This is a genomic window from Pseudomonas sp. LLC-1 (assembly GCF_002992185.1).
In the GTDB taxonomy this organism is placed as follows: domain Bacteria; phylum Pseudomonadota; class Gammaproteobacteria; order Pseudomonadales; family Pseudomonadaceae; genus Aquipseudomonas; species Aquipseudomonas monteilii.
The window spans coordinates 76121-90993 of the sequence record NZ_LUVY01000019.1; the positions used below are offsets into that span (position 1 = coordinate 76121).

Consider the following 14873-nt stretch of genomic DNA (forward strand, 5'->3'; position numbering starts at 1 on the left):
GGCGATGGGCTGCACGGCAGCCCCGAGGTTTTATGCCTATCAGACAGGACAGCGAAGCAATGGCTCACGTACCGCAAGTGAAAATCCCCGCCACCTATATCCGTGGCGGCACCAGCAAAGGCGTGTTCTTCCGCCTTCAAGACCTGCCCGAGCAGGCGCAGATCCCAGGCCCTGCCCGCGATGCGCTGCTGTTGCGGGTAATCGGTAGCCCCGACCCTTACGGCAAGCAGATCGACGGCATGGGCGGCGCCACCTCCAGCACCAGCAAGACGGTGATCCTGTCGCAAAGCATCAAGCCCGGGCATGATGTCGATTACCTCTTCGGCCAAGTCAGTATCGACAAGGCGTTTGTCGACTGGAGCGGCAACTGCGGCAACCTGTCTGCGGCGGTCGGTTCGTTCGCCATCAGCAGTGGCCTGGTGGACGCGGCGCGCATTCCACGCAACGGCATCGCCACGGTGCGCATCTGGCAGGCCAACATCGGCAAGACCATCATCGCCCATGTGCCGATCACCGAAGGTGAAGTGCAGGAAACCGGCGATTTCGAGCTGGACGGGGTGACCTTCCCGGCGGCCGAGGTGCAGTTGGAGTTTCTCGACCCGGCAGCCGACGAAGACGGTGACGGCGGTTCGATGTTCCCGACCGGTAACCTGGTCGATGAACTGGAGGTGCCGGGCGTCGGTACGTTCAAGGCCACCCTGATCAATGCCGGCATTCCGACCATCTTCGTCAATGCGGCCGATATCGGTTACACCGGTGCCGAACTGCAGGATGCCATCAACGGGGACCCTCAGGCGCTGCTGCGTTTCGAGACCATTCGCGCTTACGGTGCCTTGCGCATGGGCCTGATTGAAAACGTCGACCAGGCAGCCGGACGTCAGCACACACCAAAAGTGGCGTTCGTTGCGCCGCCGAGCACCTACACTGCGTCCAGTGGCAAGGCGGTGCAAGCCGGTGATATCGACCTGCTGGTGCGCGCCTTGTCCATGGGTAAGCTGCACCATGCGATGATGGGGACCGCTGCGGTGGCGATTGGCACTGCGGCTGCCATTCCGGGCACGCTGGTCAACCTCGCGGCCGGCGGGGGTGAGCGTAGCGCCGTGCGTTTCGGCCACCCCTCGGGCACCTTGCGGGTCGGGGCCGAGGCGCGTCAGGTGAATGGTGAGTGGACAGTGACCAAGGCAATCATGAGCCGCAGTGCTCGCGTGCTGATGGAGGGCTGGGTTCGCGTGCCTGGCGATAGCTTCTAACGCACCACTGGCGCTCGGCTTCAAGAGGGGCCGCTGTGCGGCCCATCGCCGGCAAGCCAGCTCCCACAGGTACTGCGCAGGCCTCAAAGTCTGTGCGGTCCCTGTGGGAGCTGGCTTGCCGGCGATGGGCTGCAAAGCAGCCCCAATTCACAGGAGCTGGAGATGAGCGCCAACGTTGACCTTAATGACCGCCCGGACTACGACCGGGTGCTGCAAACCCTGGCCGACTACGCCCTTGGCTACCGGGTCGATTCCGCCGAAGCCCTCGACACCGCACGCAACTGCCTGATGGACACCCTGGGCTGCGGCCTGCTGGCCCTGCGCTTTCCCGAATGTACCAAACTGCTTGGCCCTCAGGTGGAAGGCACGTTGGTGCCCAATGGTGCCCGCGTCCCCGGTACCGCCTACCGGCTCGACCCGGTCAAGGCAGCCTGGGACATCGGCTGCACCGTGCGCTGGCTGGATTACAACGACACCTGGCTGGCGGCCGAATGGGCTCACCCCTCGGACAACCTGGGCGGTATCCTGGCCGTTGCCGATCACCTGTCGCAGAAGCGCGTGGCCGCTGGTGAAAAACCGCTGCTGATGCGTGATGTGCTCGAAGCCATGGTCATGGCCCATGAGATCCAGGGCGTGCTGGCACTGGAAAACTCGTTCAACCGCGTCGGTCTCGATCACGTCATTTTAGTGAAAGTGGCCTCGACTGCCGTGTGCGCCAGGTTGATGGGCGCCAACCGCGAACAGATGCTCTCGGCGTTGTCCCATGCCTTCGTCGATGGCCAGGCCCTGCGTACCTATCGGCATGCGCCCAATGCCGGCTCACGCAAGTCCTGGGCGGCGGGTGATGCGTCCAGCCGTGGCGTGCGCCTGGCCGATATCGCCCTGCGCGGTGAGATGGGCGTGCCGGGTGTGCTCACGGCGCCACAATGGGGCTTCTACGACGTATCGTTCAGCCATACCAACAAGGACCTGGCGCTCAAGCCCGCCGGGCAGTACGAACTGCGTCTGCCCCAGGCCTTGGGCAGCTACGTGATGGAAAACGTGCTGTTCAAGGTCAGCTTCCCTGCCGAATTTCACGCCCAGACTGCCTGCGAAGCGGCGGTCACCCTGCACCCACGGGTACGTAACCGCCTGCATGAAATCGACCGCATCGTCATCACCACCCAAGAGTCGGCAATCCGCATCATTTCCAAGAGCGGCCCGCTGGCCAATGCCGCTGACCGTGACCACTGTTTGCAATACATGGTGGCAGTGCCGTTGATCTTCGGGCATCTGGTGGCGGAGCACTATGAAGACACCTTCCATGCCAACCACCCCAGCATCGACCGCCTGCGCGAGAAGATGGAAGTGGTGGAAGACCCGCGCTTCAGCCGCGAGTACCTGGAGCCGGACAAGCGCTCGATCGCCAATGCGCTGCAGGTGTTCTTCAAGGATGGCAGCAGTACCGAGCAGGTGGTGGTGGAATACCCGATCGGGCACCGGCGGCGGCGAGGGGAGGGCATACCCCTGCTGGAGGCCAAGTTCAGGGCCAACCTGGCAACGCGGTTTGCGCGGCAGCGGTGTGGGGAGGTGCTGGAGGTGTGCAAGGACCAGCAAACGCTGGAAGGGATGGCGGTGCACCGGTTTGTGGATTTGTTCGTGATCTGAGCGAGTGTGAGCAGGCAAATGAAAAAGCCCCGGCATCGCTGCCGGGGCTTTTTTTACAGCGTGTAACTCAGCTTACGCCTGAACCACCGGGATCTTGGCGTTGGCTGCCGCTTCGCGGAACTCGGCGATCTGGTCGAAGCTCAGGTAGCGGTAAACGTCGGCAGCCATGCTGTCGATGTCTTTCGCGTACTGCATGTACTCTTCGACGGTCGGCAGCTTGCCGATGATCGAAGCGACAGCAGCCAGCTCGGCCGATGCCAGGTACACGTTGGTGGCGTCGCCCAGACGGTTCGGGAAGTTACGGGTCGAAGTGGAGACCACGGTCGAACCGGTCTGCACACGTGCCTGGTTACCCATGCACAGCGAGCAGCCTGGCATTTCCATGCGCGCACCAGCCTTGCCGTAGATGCCGTAGTAGCCTTCTTCGGTCAGCTGGTGGGCGTCCATCTTGGTTGGCGGGGCCAGCCACAGACGGGTCGGAATACCGCCCTTGACCTTGTCCAGCAGCTTGCCGGCAGCGCGGAAGTGGCCGATGTTGGTCATGCACGAACCGATGAACACTTCGTCGATCTTCTCGCCCTGTACCGAAGACAGCAGGCGGGCATCGTCCGGGTCGTTCGGCGCGCAGAGCACAGGCTCTTTCACGTCGGCCAGGTCGATTTCGATGATTTCGGCGTATTCGGCATCGGCGTCGGCCGACAGCAGCTCAGGCTTGGCCAGCCAGGCTTCCATGGCCTGGGCGCGGCGCTCCAGGGTGCGGGCATCGCCGTAGCCTTCGCCGATCATCCAGCGCAGCAGGGTGATGTTGGACTGCAGGTACTCGGCAATGGCCTTCTCTGGCAGCTTGATGGTGCAACCGGCAGCAGAACGCTCAGCCGAGGCGTCGGACAGCTCGAAGGCTTGCTCGACGGTCAGTTCGTCCAGGCCTTCGATTTCCAGGATGCGGCCGGAGAAGGCGTTTTTCTTGCCTTTCTTCTCGACGGTCAGCAGGCCCTTCTGGATGGCGTAGTAAGGGATCGCATGCACCAGGTCACGCAGGGTGATGCCAGGTTGCAGTTTGCCCTTGAAGCGCACCAGGATCGATTCTGGCATGTCCAGCGGCATGACGCCGGTGGCAGCGGCGAAGGCTACCAGGCCGGAACCGGCCGGGAACGAGATGCCGATCGGGAAGCGGGTGTGCGAGTCGCCACCGGTACCCACGGTGTCAGGCATCAGCATGCGGTTCAGCCAGCTGTGGATGATGCCGTCGCCTGGGCGCAGCGACACGCCGCCACGGGTGCGGATGAAGTCTGGCAGGGTGTGGTGGGTAGTGACGTCGATCGGCTTCGGATAGGCCGCGGTGTGGCAGAACGACTGCATCACCAGGTCAGCGGAGAAGCCCAGGCAGGCCAGGTCTTTCAGCTCGTCACGGGTCATCGGGCCAGTGGTGTCCTGGGAACCGACGGTGGTCATCTTAGGCTCGCAGTAGGCACCTGGGCGCACGCCCTGGCCTTCTGGCAGGCCACAGGCACGGCCGACCATCTTCTGCGCCAGGGTGAAGCCTTTGCCGGTGTCGGCAGGCTGCTCTGGCTTCTTGAACAGGTCCGATGGGCCCTGGCCCAGCTCGGCGCGGGCTTTTTCGGTCAGGCCACGGCCGACGATCAGCGGGATACGGCCGCCAGCGCGCACTTCATCCAGCAATACTTCGGTTTTCAGCGCGAATTCGGTAACCAGCTCGTCGCTGCCGTGGCGGCGCACTTCGCCTTTGAACGGGTACACGTCGATGACGTCGCCCATGGCCAGGTTGGTGCAGTCGAATTCGATCGGCAGGGCGCCGGCGTCTTCCATGGTGTTGTAGAAGATCGGGGCGATCTTGGTGCCGAAGCAGAAGCCACCGGCGCGCTTGTTCGGCACGTACGGGATGTCGTCACCGAAGAACCACAGCACCGAGTTGGTGGCGGATTTACGCGACGAACCGGTACCGACCACGTCACCGACGTAGGCAACCGGGAAGCCTTTGGCCTTGACGGCTTCGATCTGGGCCAGCGGGCCGACCGAACCTGGCTGCGACGGCTCGATGCCGTCACGGGCCATTTTCAGCATGGCCAGGGCGTGCAGCGGGATGTCAGGGCGCGACCAGGCGTCCGGGGCAGGGGACAGGTCGTCGGTGTTGGTCTCGCCAGGCACCTTGAACACGGTCAGGGTGTACTTGTCGGCGATGGCCGGGCGCGAGGTGAACCACTCGCCGGCAGCCCAGGACTCCAGCACGGCCTTGGCGTGGGCGTTGCCCGCCTTGGCTTTTTCGGCCACGTCGTGGAAGGCATCGAACATCAGCAGGGTGTGCTTGAGCTGTTCGGCCGCGACGGCGCCCAGTTCGGCGTCATCCAGCAGTGCGACCAGCGTTTCGATGTTGTAGCCGCCCTGCATGGTGCCCAGCAGTTCGGTGGCGTGCTTGCGGTCGATCAGTGGCGACTTGGCTTCGCCCTTGGCGACGGCGGAGAGGAAAGCAGCCTTGACGTAGGCAGCTTCGTCGACCCCTGGCGGTACGCGGTTGGTGATCAGGTCTACGAGGAAGGCTTCTTCGCCGGCCGGCGGGTTTTTCAGCAGCTCGACCAGGCCTGCAGTTTGTTCGGCGTTCAGCGGCTGGGGCACGATACCCAGGGCGGCACGCTCTTCGATGTGTTTGCGGTAGGCTTCAAGCACAGTTATTTCCCTCATCAGTGGTCCCTAAAGGGGGTCCGGGACGCTCATCCAGCATTCCATGCACCCATGCACTGCTACGGCTTTGTGGGCCGCCCAGCCAGGGTCGCAAAGAATCCTTACAGAAGCTGCTTTCAAAGTTTTACGCCTGCAGAACGGGGAGCTGATGAGGGCTGGCGCGGGCATGCGAGGGGTGCATGGCCCGGGCCAACGCCGTTCTACCGGATTAACTGTGCTCGTGACGCTTTGAAAACAGCTTCCAACGGACATTGTTGCCTTTGAAAAGGCGGGATGATTCTACGGCAAAAAAAGCCCGAAGGTAAGGCGCAGAAGATGACTTTAACGAGTGACCCTGGTTAGACAAAGGGCTAACATGGGGCCGTGTTCCACCGCCAAGCTGTTGTTTTTCATGTCCAACAAGTCCATCAAGACCCCTTGTGTCGGCCTGTGCTCCACGGTGTACGGAGACACGGTGTGCCGTGGCTGCAAGCGCTTCCACCACGAAGTGATCAACTGGAACGGCTACGACGACGCGCAGAAGCGCGCGGTATGGCTGCGCCTTGAGCAGTTGCTGGTGCAGGTGATGATGGCCAAGCTGGAGGTGTTCGACAAAGGCTTGCTGCGCCAGCAGCTGGAACAGCGCTCCATCCGCTTTGTCGAGCAGCAGTCGGAGTATTGCTGGGCGTACCAGCTGATTGCCCGCGGGGCGCGGATGATCCGAGACCTTGAGGCCTACGGCATGGTCTTGCTGCCGGAGTTCCGTGACTGGGAGCTGCCGCAATTGCGCGATGCCATCGACCGCGAATTCTTCCTGCTTTCAGAAGCGCATTACCAGCGCTACATCGCCCCCAGCTTCCTGCGCGATGCCATGGGCAGCACGCAGGGGCGGTGAGCCGGGCGAATCAGTCGCCGGTGTATTCGCAGCCGCTGGTGCAGGTTTCGTGGATGCGCACCTTCGACAGCTCTGGCATCAGCGGCTTGACCTGCTCCCAGATCCACTTGGCGATCACTTCGCTGGTGGGGTTTTCCAGGCCCGGGATGTCGTTCAGGTAGTTGTGGTCCAGCTGATCATAGATTGGCTTGAAGATCGCCTTGACCTCGGCGAAGTCGCGAATCCAGCCGGTGTGCGGGTCCAGCGGGCCGGTCAGGTGCAGGCCGACCTTGAACGAGTGGCCATGCAGGCGGCCGCACTTGTGTCCTTCAGGGACGTGGGGCAGGCGATGGGCAGATTCGAATGTGAACTCTTTAAAAATTTCCACGCGGTCATAACTCTGTGTGAATCAATATTGCGCGCAGTTTACCAGCATGCCCGCTACAAGGCTTCCTCAGGCGCATTGACCCGACTATAGGCAAGCCACTGTGCTGTCGAGGGAAGCGTTCCTCGTGCCACTCGCGCTCGCGGCTCCGTAGTTTGCAGGTGCTGGCCATAAACCGAGGAATCACCGTGATGGATACCTACACCTTCAAACCTGAGAAAAGCTTCATCGCAGCATGCTATTGGCAGCACCAGCCGAGTACAGCTCAGGCTGCCCTTGAAGAGGGTTTTCAAAGGGTCGGCAGTTTCAGCGATCCTACCCCCCTGGCTACCGAAAGATGGATTCACGCAGGGGAAGACAACCACACGTCCCCGCATGCCTACATAAACCCTCATATCGAGTATCCGCAAAAGTTTGCTACACAGTTCTGGTTTGGCTGTTACGAGACCGATGGTGAGTACGACTATGAGATTCGTGCTGCTCGTGTGGATAGCAATGACCGGCGCTGGAAGCATCGAAATCATCGTCTGGATGTCAGTCGCAACGGCTACCTCAGGTTATACAGTGCTGATGAGCCCTTGGGTCATGACCCGCTCGCCAATTCCACCATGTTATGGCGGCTTCCCGGATTTCGGCCAGAAGCCGCGTCCGTGGGCTCGATCATCTACGACTTGGAGCTGTGGAGCGTGCATGGCCTACGTATCAAGTATCTGTATGAAAACGACTTCCCATACCTGAATGAGAAAAGTGGTGCGCAAGGTTGGCTTGCGATGAAAATAATGCGCAAGGGAGTGGACAAGCTGTAGATGCAAAGGGGCAGGGGCATCTGCGCTATCATGGCGCCAGCTGTTTTCAGGTTGAATTAAGGACCGGTGGTTAATCTTAACCCCGTAGACAACTTGCACAGTTCTCAGGAGAGAAGCACGATGAAAACCTTGACTGCCCTGTTCACCGCCGCCGCCCTTGCCCTGGGCGCCAATGCCGCCTTCGCCAAGGACGTACAGCCTGACGAAGTGGTCAAACTGGTCAACGCCAAGACCATCAAGTCGCTCGACGAGCTGAAAGCCACCGCCGTGGCCAAGCACCCGGGCGCCACTGTCACCGATTCGGAGCTGGAAGACGAGTACGGTCGCTACATCTACAAGGTCGAACTGCGTGACACGCAGAACGTAGAATGGGACGTGGCGCTGGACGCCAAGACCGGTGAAGTGCTGAAGGACGAGCGGGACAACTGATGATTCACTTACCGCGGCCAGCGCGCTACCTCGCGCTGGCGCTGCTGGCCGTGTGTTCGCTGGCCGCCGCCCGCGACCTTGACCAGGACGAAGCCCTGAAGCTGCGCCAGAAGGGCGTCATCCTGCCGCTCGAACAGTTGCTGGAAACCGCCCTGGGGCGTTACCCCGGGGCGCGTTTGCTGGAGGCCGAGCTGGAAGAGGACGACGATCGCTACGAATATGAAGTCGAACTGCTGACGGCGGACGGTGTGGTGCGCGAGATCAAGCTCGATGCCAGCACCGGCGCCCTGCTCAAAGACGAGGAAGACGACTGAATGCGCCTGTTGCTTGTCGAGGACAATGTACCGCTGGCCGACGAGCTGACCACCGGCCTGCAGCGCCAGGGTTATGCCGTGGACTGGCTGGCTGACGGCCGCGATGCGGTGTACCAGGGCCAGAGCGAGCCCTACGACCTGATCATCCTCGACCTTGGCCTGCCGGGCTTGCCGGGCCTGGACGTGCTGGCCCAGTGGCGTGCCGCCGGCCTGGCCACACCGGTATTGATCCTTACCGCCCGTGGCTCGTGGGCCGAGCGTATCGAAGGGCTGAAAGCCGGGGCTGATGACTACCTGAGCAAACCGTTCCACCCGGAAGAGTTGCAACTGCGCATCCAGTCGCTGCTGCGCCGTGCGCGTGGCCTGGCCAATCAGCCAACACTGGAAGCTGCCGGCCTGCACCTGGATGAAAGCCGCCAGTGCGTGAGCCGTGATGGCGTGGATGTGCAGCTGACCGCCGCCGAGTTCCGCCTGCTGCGCTACTTCATGCTGCACCCGCAGCAGATCCTGTCCAAGAGCCACCTGGCCGAGCACCTCTACGACGGTGAAACCGAGCGGGATTCGAACGTGCTGGAAGTACACGTCAACCACTTGCGCCGCAAGCTGGGCCGCAGCGTGATCGAGACCCGGCGCGGGCAGGGCTATATCTACGCGGGGAGCACCGGGTGAAGTCGATCCAGGCGCGTTTGAGCCTTGGCCTGGTCGCGGTGCTGGTGGTAGTCGGCGTGGTCCTGGCGCAACTGACCTTGTGGTTGTTCGAAGCCGGCCTGCAGCGTTACCTGGAAAACGGCCTGCGCAAGGAAAGCGAGAACCTGCTGGTGGCGCTGGTGCGCGGGCCATCCGGCCTGCAGCTGGATGAGCGGCGCATCTCGGCGGCGTATCAGCGGCCTTTTTCGGGTTATTACTTCCGTATCGATTTCGACAAAGGCACCTGGCGCTCACGCTCGCTGTGGGACCTGGACATGCCCAAGCCTGCTGCGCCAGGCCTTTCCGACAGCCATGAACTCGGCCCGGAAGGGCAGCAACTGCTAGCCCTGCGCGCTGACTACCGGCGCTTGGGCCAAGACATCTCCATCAGCGTCGCACAGGATTACTCGCCGGTGCGTGAGGGCTTTCGGCGCATGCAGCAGATCGGCCTTGGCATGGGCCTGGTGGCACTGATTCTGGTGTTGGTGCTGCAGCGCATGACCGTAACGCGCTCGCTGCGGCCGTTGGAACGGGCGCGCCAGCAGATCGCCCAACTGCAGCAGGGCCAGCGGTCACAACTGGATGCCGAGGTGCCCAGCGAGCTGGCTCCGCTGGTGGGGCAGATCAACCACCTGCTCAGCCATACCGAAGACAGCTTGCGGCGTTCGCGCAATGCCTTGGGTAACCTGGGGCATGCACTGAAGACACCGTTGGCGGTGCTGCTGAGCCTGGCGTCCAGCGAGCGCCTGAAGGACTTGCCCGAGGTGCGGGCGCAGATGCGTGAGCAGCTGGAGCAGATTCAGCAGCGGTTGGCGCGCGAACTGAATCGCGCGCGGTTGGCGGGTGATGCGTTGCCCGGTGCGCAATTCGATTGCGATGCCGAACTGCCGGGGTTGCTGAGCACGTTGGGCATGATCCATGGAGAAGGGCTGCTGCTGGCCAGCGATGTGCCCCCCGGGTTGCTGTTGCCATGGGACCGTGAGGACTTCCTGGAGTTGCTGGGCAACCTGCTGGACAACGCCTGCAAGTGGGCCGACAGCGAAGTGCGCCTTGGCATTGAGCCGAATGCCGAGGGCTATCAGGTTTGGGTCGATGATGACGGCCCGGGGATTCCCGAGGGCCAGCGGCAGCAGGTGCTGGAGCGTGGTTCGCGGCTGGATGAGCAGGTGGACGGGCACGGCCTTGGGCTGGGCATTGTGCGCGATATCGTCGAGGCCTGGGGTGGGCGGCTGGCCTTGCTGGAGAGCCCGCTGGGTGGGCTTCGCGTCAATATCGACCTGCCGCGCAAGGCCCGATAATTCCGGGGCCGCTGTGCGGCCCATCGCGACACAAGGCCGCTCCCACAGGATTTTCATGAGCCTGAGGACGGCATATCCCTGTGGGAGCGGCCTTGTGTCGCGAAAGGGGCGCACAGCGCCCCCTAGGCCCTGTCTGTACTGCAAAAAAATTGCAGTACAGCCGCATTTTTTTGAATTAGCCCAATCTCCCCCCGCCCGGCAAAATCCCGTTCACGAAACCCTGCGGTTTCCATCTCTCCACGGACGGAGCCCCTTGTGGTATTGCACGCGCAATACGAGGCCCAGGCCACCTCGGCTGGGCTTTCTTTTTAATCAGAAAAACCAAAGATCTCGACTACTTAAATGCCTGCCTCGCGTTCCGAAAGTCGTCTGCAGCGGCTGTTGCCGGCGCCCCTGAATTTTCCCCCAAAAGAATGGCTGCGTGCCGCCATCGGTGCGTTGCTCGGCCTGTTCCTCGCCGGCTGGCTGACCAGCATCGCCTATGGCCCCGGTATCGCCCTGCACCTGCTTGGCCCGCTGGCCGCCTCGGCTGTGCTGGTGTTCGCCGTGCATTCCGGCCCATTGGCCCAACCCTGGCCGGTGCTGGGCAGCTATGCCCTCGCGGGCGCGGTCGGCCTGGCCATGCGTGAAGGCTTCGGCCCCGAGCTGTGGGTGGCCGCTGCCGCCCTGGGCATCTCGCTGCTGGTGATGTGCCTGCTGCGCTGCCTGCACCCGCCGGGTGGCGGGGTGGCGGTGAGTGCCGTGCTGGCTGACTCAGGGCTGACCGCCATGGGCGACCACCTGCTGGAGCCGGTGCTGCTCAATGCGTTGATCCTGGTGACAGTGGCGATTGTCTACAACCGCCTGACGGGCGTGCGCTACCCGAAAGGCGCGGTGCCGCGCAAAGACCTGCACCACACCCATGACCCGCTGCCCGGCGAGCGGGTTGGCATCCGCAGTGAAGACCTGGACCAGGCCCTCGAAGAGCTGGGCGAGTTCGTCGACGTCACCCGTGACGAGCTGGAGCGCATCATCCTCGCCACCGAGCAACACGCCCTGCAGCGCAGTCTCGGCGGTATTACGGCGGCCTCGGTGATGTCCCGTGACGTGCAGTTCGCCACGCCCGATACCACCCTTGAGCAGGCCTGGAAAATGCTCGCCAGCCACCACCTGAAAACCCTGCCGGTGTTACAGCACGGCAAGCTGGTGGGCATCGTCAGCCTCAGCGATCTGGTTGGCCCGGCCATGCAGCGCGGCCGTTTCAGCTGGCGCGGGCTGTTTGGCCGCAAGGCGGTGCGCATGGAGCAGGTGATGAGCCGGCGGGTGGTGAGTGTCAGCAGCCAGCACCCGTTGGAGCGTCTGCTGCCGCTGTTGTGCGAACAAGGCTTGCACTGCCTGCCGGTGCTCGACGCCGGCCAGCTGGTGGGGGTGATTACCCAGACTGACCTGATCGCCGGCCTCAAGCGCCAGTTGCTCAGCAAAGCCGAGGCTTCAGATAACCGGGTCCCAGCGCTGTGACCAGTCGCTGGCGCCGGCAGCCACCAGTCGGCGCAAGATAGTGAAGGCCTGTTGAAGGGCTTCGCTGTCGCGTTCGCGTGGATACACCAGGAAGGTTGGGTAAGTGAACTCCGGTGCCTGCGGTACCCGCTCGAACGCGCCGCTGTCCAGGTATGCCTGCACCACCCGCGTGCGGAAGTAACCGCTGCCACCCTGGTCGAGAATGAACTGCAAAGCCAACGGGCCGAGGTTGAAGCTTAACGCCGGGCGCGCGCAATCGGGCAGGGCGGCATCGTGCCGGCGGCGGAAAGCCTCGCCCCAGTCGATGTAGATATACGGTTCGGGTTGGTCGACGCGGCGCACGCGGATCAGTTTCTCTTCCATCAACTGTTCCACCTGCAAGCCCGGCCCGTAGGTCGGCTGGTACACCAGTGCAGCGTCCAGCAGGCCCATCTCGACCTTGCGCAGCAGCGACTCGCCGTCGCTCACTTCGCTGCGTATGGCGTGGCTGGGCAGTTCACGGTGCAGGGCAGTGACCCAGTCAAGCAACATCGGGTTACCCAGGCTGACTTCTGCCCCCACATGCAGCACTTGCTGGCAGCCTTCAGGCAGCGGCAGGTCGCGCCGAGCGGCTTCCCAGGTTTGCACCAGCTGGTTGGCATAACTGACAAAGGCCTCGCCGTCGCTGGTCAGGCTGGCACCGTTGCGGCTGCGCACGAACAGCTGGCAGCCCAATTGCTGCTCCAGGCGCTGCACCCGGGCGGTAATGGCCGTCTGTGACACGAACAGGCGCTCGGCAGCGGCGACCAGGCTGCCGCAACGCACGATTTCCAGAAAGGTTCGGGCCTGTTCGATATCCATGGGCTGCTCGGTGGCTGAAGGGTGGCCTATTCTAGAGCCTTTGCACCGTTATGGGGCGCTTTTGCGTTGTCTGCAAATTTGCAGGTCGGTTGTGACTTTAGTCCCATGGCGGCGCCGTTGTAGCGGTCCATACTCAAGGTTCGCCCTTCAATAACAACAAGTACCGGGTTCCTTTCGCTATGAGCTATCAGCACAGCTACGCCCATTCCATTTCCGACCCTGCCGCATTCTGGGCGGAACAGGCCGCGCACCTGGCCTGGCACCGCAAGCCTGCCCTTACCCTGCAAGACAACGCCGACGGGACCCACCGCTGGTTCGCCGATGGCCGCCTGAACAGTTGCTACCTGGCACTCGATCACCAGATCGAGCAGGGCCGTGGCGAGCAGCTGGCACTGATTTACGACTCGCCGGTGACGGGCGTGCAGCAGGCCTACACCTATAACCAGTTGCGCGACGAAGTGGCGCGCCTGGCCGGCTTGCTGCGCCAGTTGGGGGTCAACAAGGGCGATGGTGTGATCATCTACATGCCCATGGTGCCGCAGGCGGCCATGGCCATGCTGGCCTGCGCGCGCATTGGTGCGGTGCACTCGGTGGTGTTCGGTGGCTTTGCCGCCAACGAGCTGGCCCTGCGCATCGATGACGCCCGGCCGACGCTGTTGCTCACGGCATCCTGCGGGCTGGAGTTCGACCGGGTGATTGCCTACAAGCCGTTGGTCGACCGTGCCCTGCAACTGGCCCGGCACCAGCCGCGCAATGTGCTGGTGCTGCAACGGCCGCAGGCACAAGCTGAACTGCAGCCAGGCCGCGACCTGGACTGGCAGGCGGCCTTGGCCGGCGCCACGCCGGTCGCCCCGGTCGAACTGGATGCCGGTGACCCGCTGTACATCATGTACACCTCGGGCACCACCGGCAAACCCAAAGGTATCGTCCGGGAAAACGGCGGTAATGCTGTGGCGCTGTGCTATGCCATGCGCCATATCTATGGCATGCAGACCGGCGATGTGTGGTGGGGCATTTCCGACGTGGGCTGGGTGGTCGGCCATTCGCTGATCGTCTACGGGCCGCTGATGAGCGGCTGCACCACGGTGTTCTACGAAGGCAAGCCAATTCGCACCCCGGACGCCTCGGCCTACTGGCGGGTGGTGGAGCAATACAAAGTCAATGCGCTGTTCTGTGCGCCCACCGCCATGCGTGCCATCCGCAAGGAAGACCCGGAGGGCGAGCTGATCCGCAAGCACGACCTCAGCTCGCTGCGCCAGCTGTTCCTGGCGGGTGAGAAGCTCGACTCAAGCACCCATGAATGGCTGGAGCGGGTCAGTGGCAAGCCGGTGCACGACCATTGGTGGCAGACCGAAACCGGCTGGCCGGTCACTGCCCCCTGCGTCGGGCTGGAAGGCAGCGCGGCCAGGCCGGGTTCAAGCAACCGGGCGGTACCGGGCTACCATGTGCGTGTCGTGGATGACGAAGGCCACTTGCTGGGGCCTAATCACCAAGGCTCGATTGTCATTGCGCTGCCGTTGCCGCCCGGGTGCAGCCAGACGCTATGGGGCGACCACGAGCGTTACTTGCAGGCCTACCTGCGCACCTATCCGGGTTACTACCACACAGGCGATGGCGGCTACCTGGACGATGATGGCTTTGTCTACATCATGGGGCGCACGGATGACGTGATCAACGTGTCCGGGCACCGCCTGTCCACCGGCGAAATGGAAGACCTGGTGGCCTGTCACCCGGCGGTGGCCGAGTGCGCGGTGATTGGCGTACATGACGAGATCAAGGGGCAGGTGCCGCTGGCGCTCGTTGTGCTCAAGGACGGCGAGGGCATCAGCGAGGCGCAGTTGCTGGTGGACCTGGTGGGCAGCGTGCGCGAGGCAATCGGCCCGCTGGCCTGTTTCAACCGGGTTCGGCGGGTGAAGCGTTTGCCTAAAACGCGGTCGGGGAAGATCTTGCGGGCGGTGCTGCGCAAGATTGCCGACGGGCAGGAGTATGTGCCGCCCTCGACCCTGGATGACCCGGCGGTGCTGGGGGAGATCGAGGGGGTGCTGGCGGATCTGCCCAGGGCGGGTTAAGGCCCGCATCCGCCGGATGCTTCGCCCGGTCGCCCAAGCGGGTCGCAAGGGCGGATATCCAGGGCCTTCAGTGGTTGAGTGATGCCTGCGCCCGGGTTGCG

13 protein-coding genes are annotated in these 14873 nt (G+C 63.2%); 10 read left to right on the top strand and 3 right to left on the bottom strand.

Going from position 1 to position 14873, the window contains the following annotated elements; translation table 11 throughout:
- Nucleotides 1-59: 59 nt before the first annotated feature.
- Both prpF and prpD read left to right on the top strand, forming a co-directional pair.
- Nucleotides 60-1250: a 2-methylaconitate cis-trans isomerase PrpF gene (prpF, locus tag A0O30_RS21505; RefSeq protein ID WP_105947923.1), complete on the top strand. Its 1191-nt coding sequence runs from the start codon at nucleotides 60-62 to the stop codon at nucleotides 1248-1250.
- 162 nt (nucleotides 1251-1412) lie between these two features.
- Nucleotides 1413-2897: a 2-methylcitrate dehydratase gene (prpD, locus tag A0O30_RS21510; protein WP_016714739.1), complete on the top strand. Its 1485-nt coding sequence runs from the start codon at nucleotides 1413-1415 to the stop codon at nucleotides 2895-2897.
- A 72-nt stretch (nucleotides 2898-2969) separates the two neighbouring features.
- Here prpD and acnB read toward each other — a convergent pair whose 3' ends face one another.
- On the bottom strand, nucleotides 2970-5579 hold the full coding sequence (gene acnB / locus A0O30_RS21515) for a bifunctional aconitate hydratase 2/2-methylisocitrate dehydratase (protein ID WP_105947924.1): 2610 nt from the start codon (nucleotides 5577-5579) through the stop codon (nucleotides 2970-2972).
- A 406-nt stretch (nucleotides 5580-5985) separates the two neighbouring features.
- Here acnB and A0O30_RS21520 point away from each other — a divergent pair, with 406 nt between their 5' ends.
- Nucleotides 5986-6468 carry a DUF1289 domain-containing protein gene (locus tag A0O30_RS21520; RefSeq protein WP_177410302.1) on the top strand — a complete coding sequence of 161 codons (483 nt, stop codon included), beginning with the start codon at nucleotides 5986-5988 and terminating at the stop codon, nucleotides 6466-6468.
- 10 nt (nucleotides 6469-6478) lie between these two features.
- Here the strand turns inward: A0O30_RS21520 and queD are convergent, their stop codons facing one another.
- Nucleotides 6479-6835, bottom strand: a complete 357-nt coding sequence (queD, locus tag A0O30_RS21525) for a 6-carboxytetrahydropterin synthase QueD (protein WP_019097597.1) — start codon at nucleotides 6833-6835, stop codon at nucleotides 6479-6481.
- Between the two features lie 188 nt (nucleotides 6836-7023).
- On the opposite strand from queD, the gene A0O30_RS21530 reads away from it, so the two are divergent.
- From A0O30_RS21530 to A0O30_RS21555, 6 genes are all read left to right on the top strand, one after another.
- The gene (locus tag A0O30_RS21530; protein ID WP_105947926.1) at nucleotides 7024-7638 is read left to right on the top strand and encodes a hypothetical protein; all 615 of its coding nucleotides are present in this window, start codon (nucleotides 7024-7026) and stop codon (nucleotides 7636-7638) included.
- A gap of 120 nt (nucleotides 7639-7758) precedes the next feature.
- Nucleotides 7759-8067: a PepSY domain-containing protein gene (locus A0O30_RS21535; protein WP_016714736.1), complete on the top strand. Its 309-nt coding sequence runs from the start codon at nucleotides 7759-7761 to the stop codon at nucleotides 8065-8067.
- Nucleotides 8067-8381, top strand: coding sequence for a PepSY domain-containing protein (locus tag A0O30_RS21540; RefSeq protein ID WP_019097599.1), 315 nt, complete (start codon nucleotides 8067-8069; stop codon nucleotides 8379-8381). The genes A0O30_RS21535 and A0O30_RS21540 overlap by 1 nt, the downstream gene beginning before the upstream one ends.
- Complete coding sequence (locus A0O30_RS21545; protein WP_019097600.1) at nucleotides 8382-9050, top strand: response regulator transcription factor; 669 nt, start codon at nucleotides 8382-8384, stop codon at nucleotides 9048-9050.
- Entirely contained in the window at nucleotides 9047-10366 is a 1320-nt protein-coding gene (locus A0O30_RS21550; RefSeq protein ID WP_060498285.1) for a sensor histidine kinase, read from the top strand. Before A0O30_RS21545 ends, A0O30_RS21550 begins: the two co-directional genes overlap by 4 nt.
- Before the next feature lie 342 nt (nucleotides 10367-10708).
- Nucleotides 10709-11863, top strand: a complete 1155-nt coding sequence (locus tag A0O30_RS21555) for an HPP family protein (protein WP_105947927.1) — start codon at nucleotides 10709-10711, stop codon at nucleotides 11861-11863.
- Here A0O30_RS21555 and A0O30_RS21560 read toward each other — a convergent pair.
- Nucleotides 11837-12703 (bottom strand): LysR family transcriptional regulator, encoded by an 867-nt coding sequence (locus tag A0O30_RS21560; RefSeq protein ID WP_105947928.1) that lies wholly within the window; start codon nucleotides 12701-12703, stop codon nucleotides 11837-11839. The genes A0O30_RS21555 and A0O30_RS21560 overlap by 27 nt on opposite strands.
- Before the next feature lie 179 nt (nucleotides 12704-12882).
- On the opposite strand from A0O30_RS21560, the gene A0O30_RS21565 reads away from it, so the two are divergent.
- Complete coding sequence (locus A0O30_RS21565; protein WP_105947929.1) at nucleotides 12883-14772, top strand: propionyl-CoA synthetase; 1890 nt, start codon at nucleotides 12883-12885, stop codon at nucleotides 14770-14772.
- Nucleotides 14773-14873 lie beyond the last annotated feature (101 nt).

Bases quoted from the DNA above. Each gene is read 5' to 3' on its own strand.
- prpF (WP_105947923.1), top strand. From the start codon at position 60: ATGGCTCACGTACCGCAAGTGAAAATCCCCGCCACCTATATCCGTGGC.
- prpD (WP_016714739.1), top strand. From the start codon at position 1,413: ATGAGCGCCAACGTTGACCTTAATGACCGCCCGGACTACGACCGGGTG.
- A0O30_RS21520 (WP_177410302.1), top strand. From the start codon at position 5,986: ATGTCCAACAAGTCCATCAAGACCCCTTGTGTCGGCCTGTGCTCCACG.
- A0O30_RS21530 (WP_105947926.1), top strand. From the start codon at position 7,024: ATGGATACCTACACCTTCAAACCTGAGAAAAGCTTCATCGCAGCATGC.
- A0O30_RS21535 (WP_016714736.1), top strand. From the start codon at position 7,759: ATGAAAACCTTGACTGCCCTGTTCACCGCCGCCGCCCTTGCCCTGGGC.
- A0O30_RS21540 (WP_019097599.1), top strand. From the start codon at position 8,067: ATGATTCACTTACCGCGGCCAGCGCGCTACCTCGCGCTGGCGCTGCTG.
- A0O30_RS21545 (WP_019097600.1), top strand. From the start codon at position 8,382: ATGCGCCTGTTGCTTGTCGAGGACAATGTACCGCTGGCCGACGAGCTG.
- A0O30_RS21555 (WP_105947927.1), top strand. From the start codon at position 10,709: ATGCCTGCCTCGCGTTCCGAAAGTCGTCTGCAGCGGCTGTTGCCGGCG.
- A0O30_RS21560 (WP_105947928.1), bottom strand. From the start codon at position 12,703: ATGGATATCGAACAGGCCCGAACCTTTCTGGAAATCGTGCGTTGCGGC.
- A0O30_RS21565 (WP_105947929.1), top strand. From the start codon at position 12,883: ATGAGCTATCAGCACAGCTACGCCCATTCCATTTCCGACCCTGCCGCA.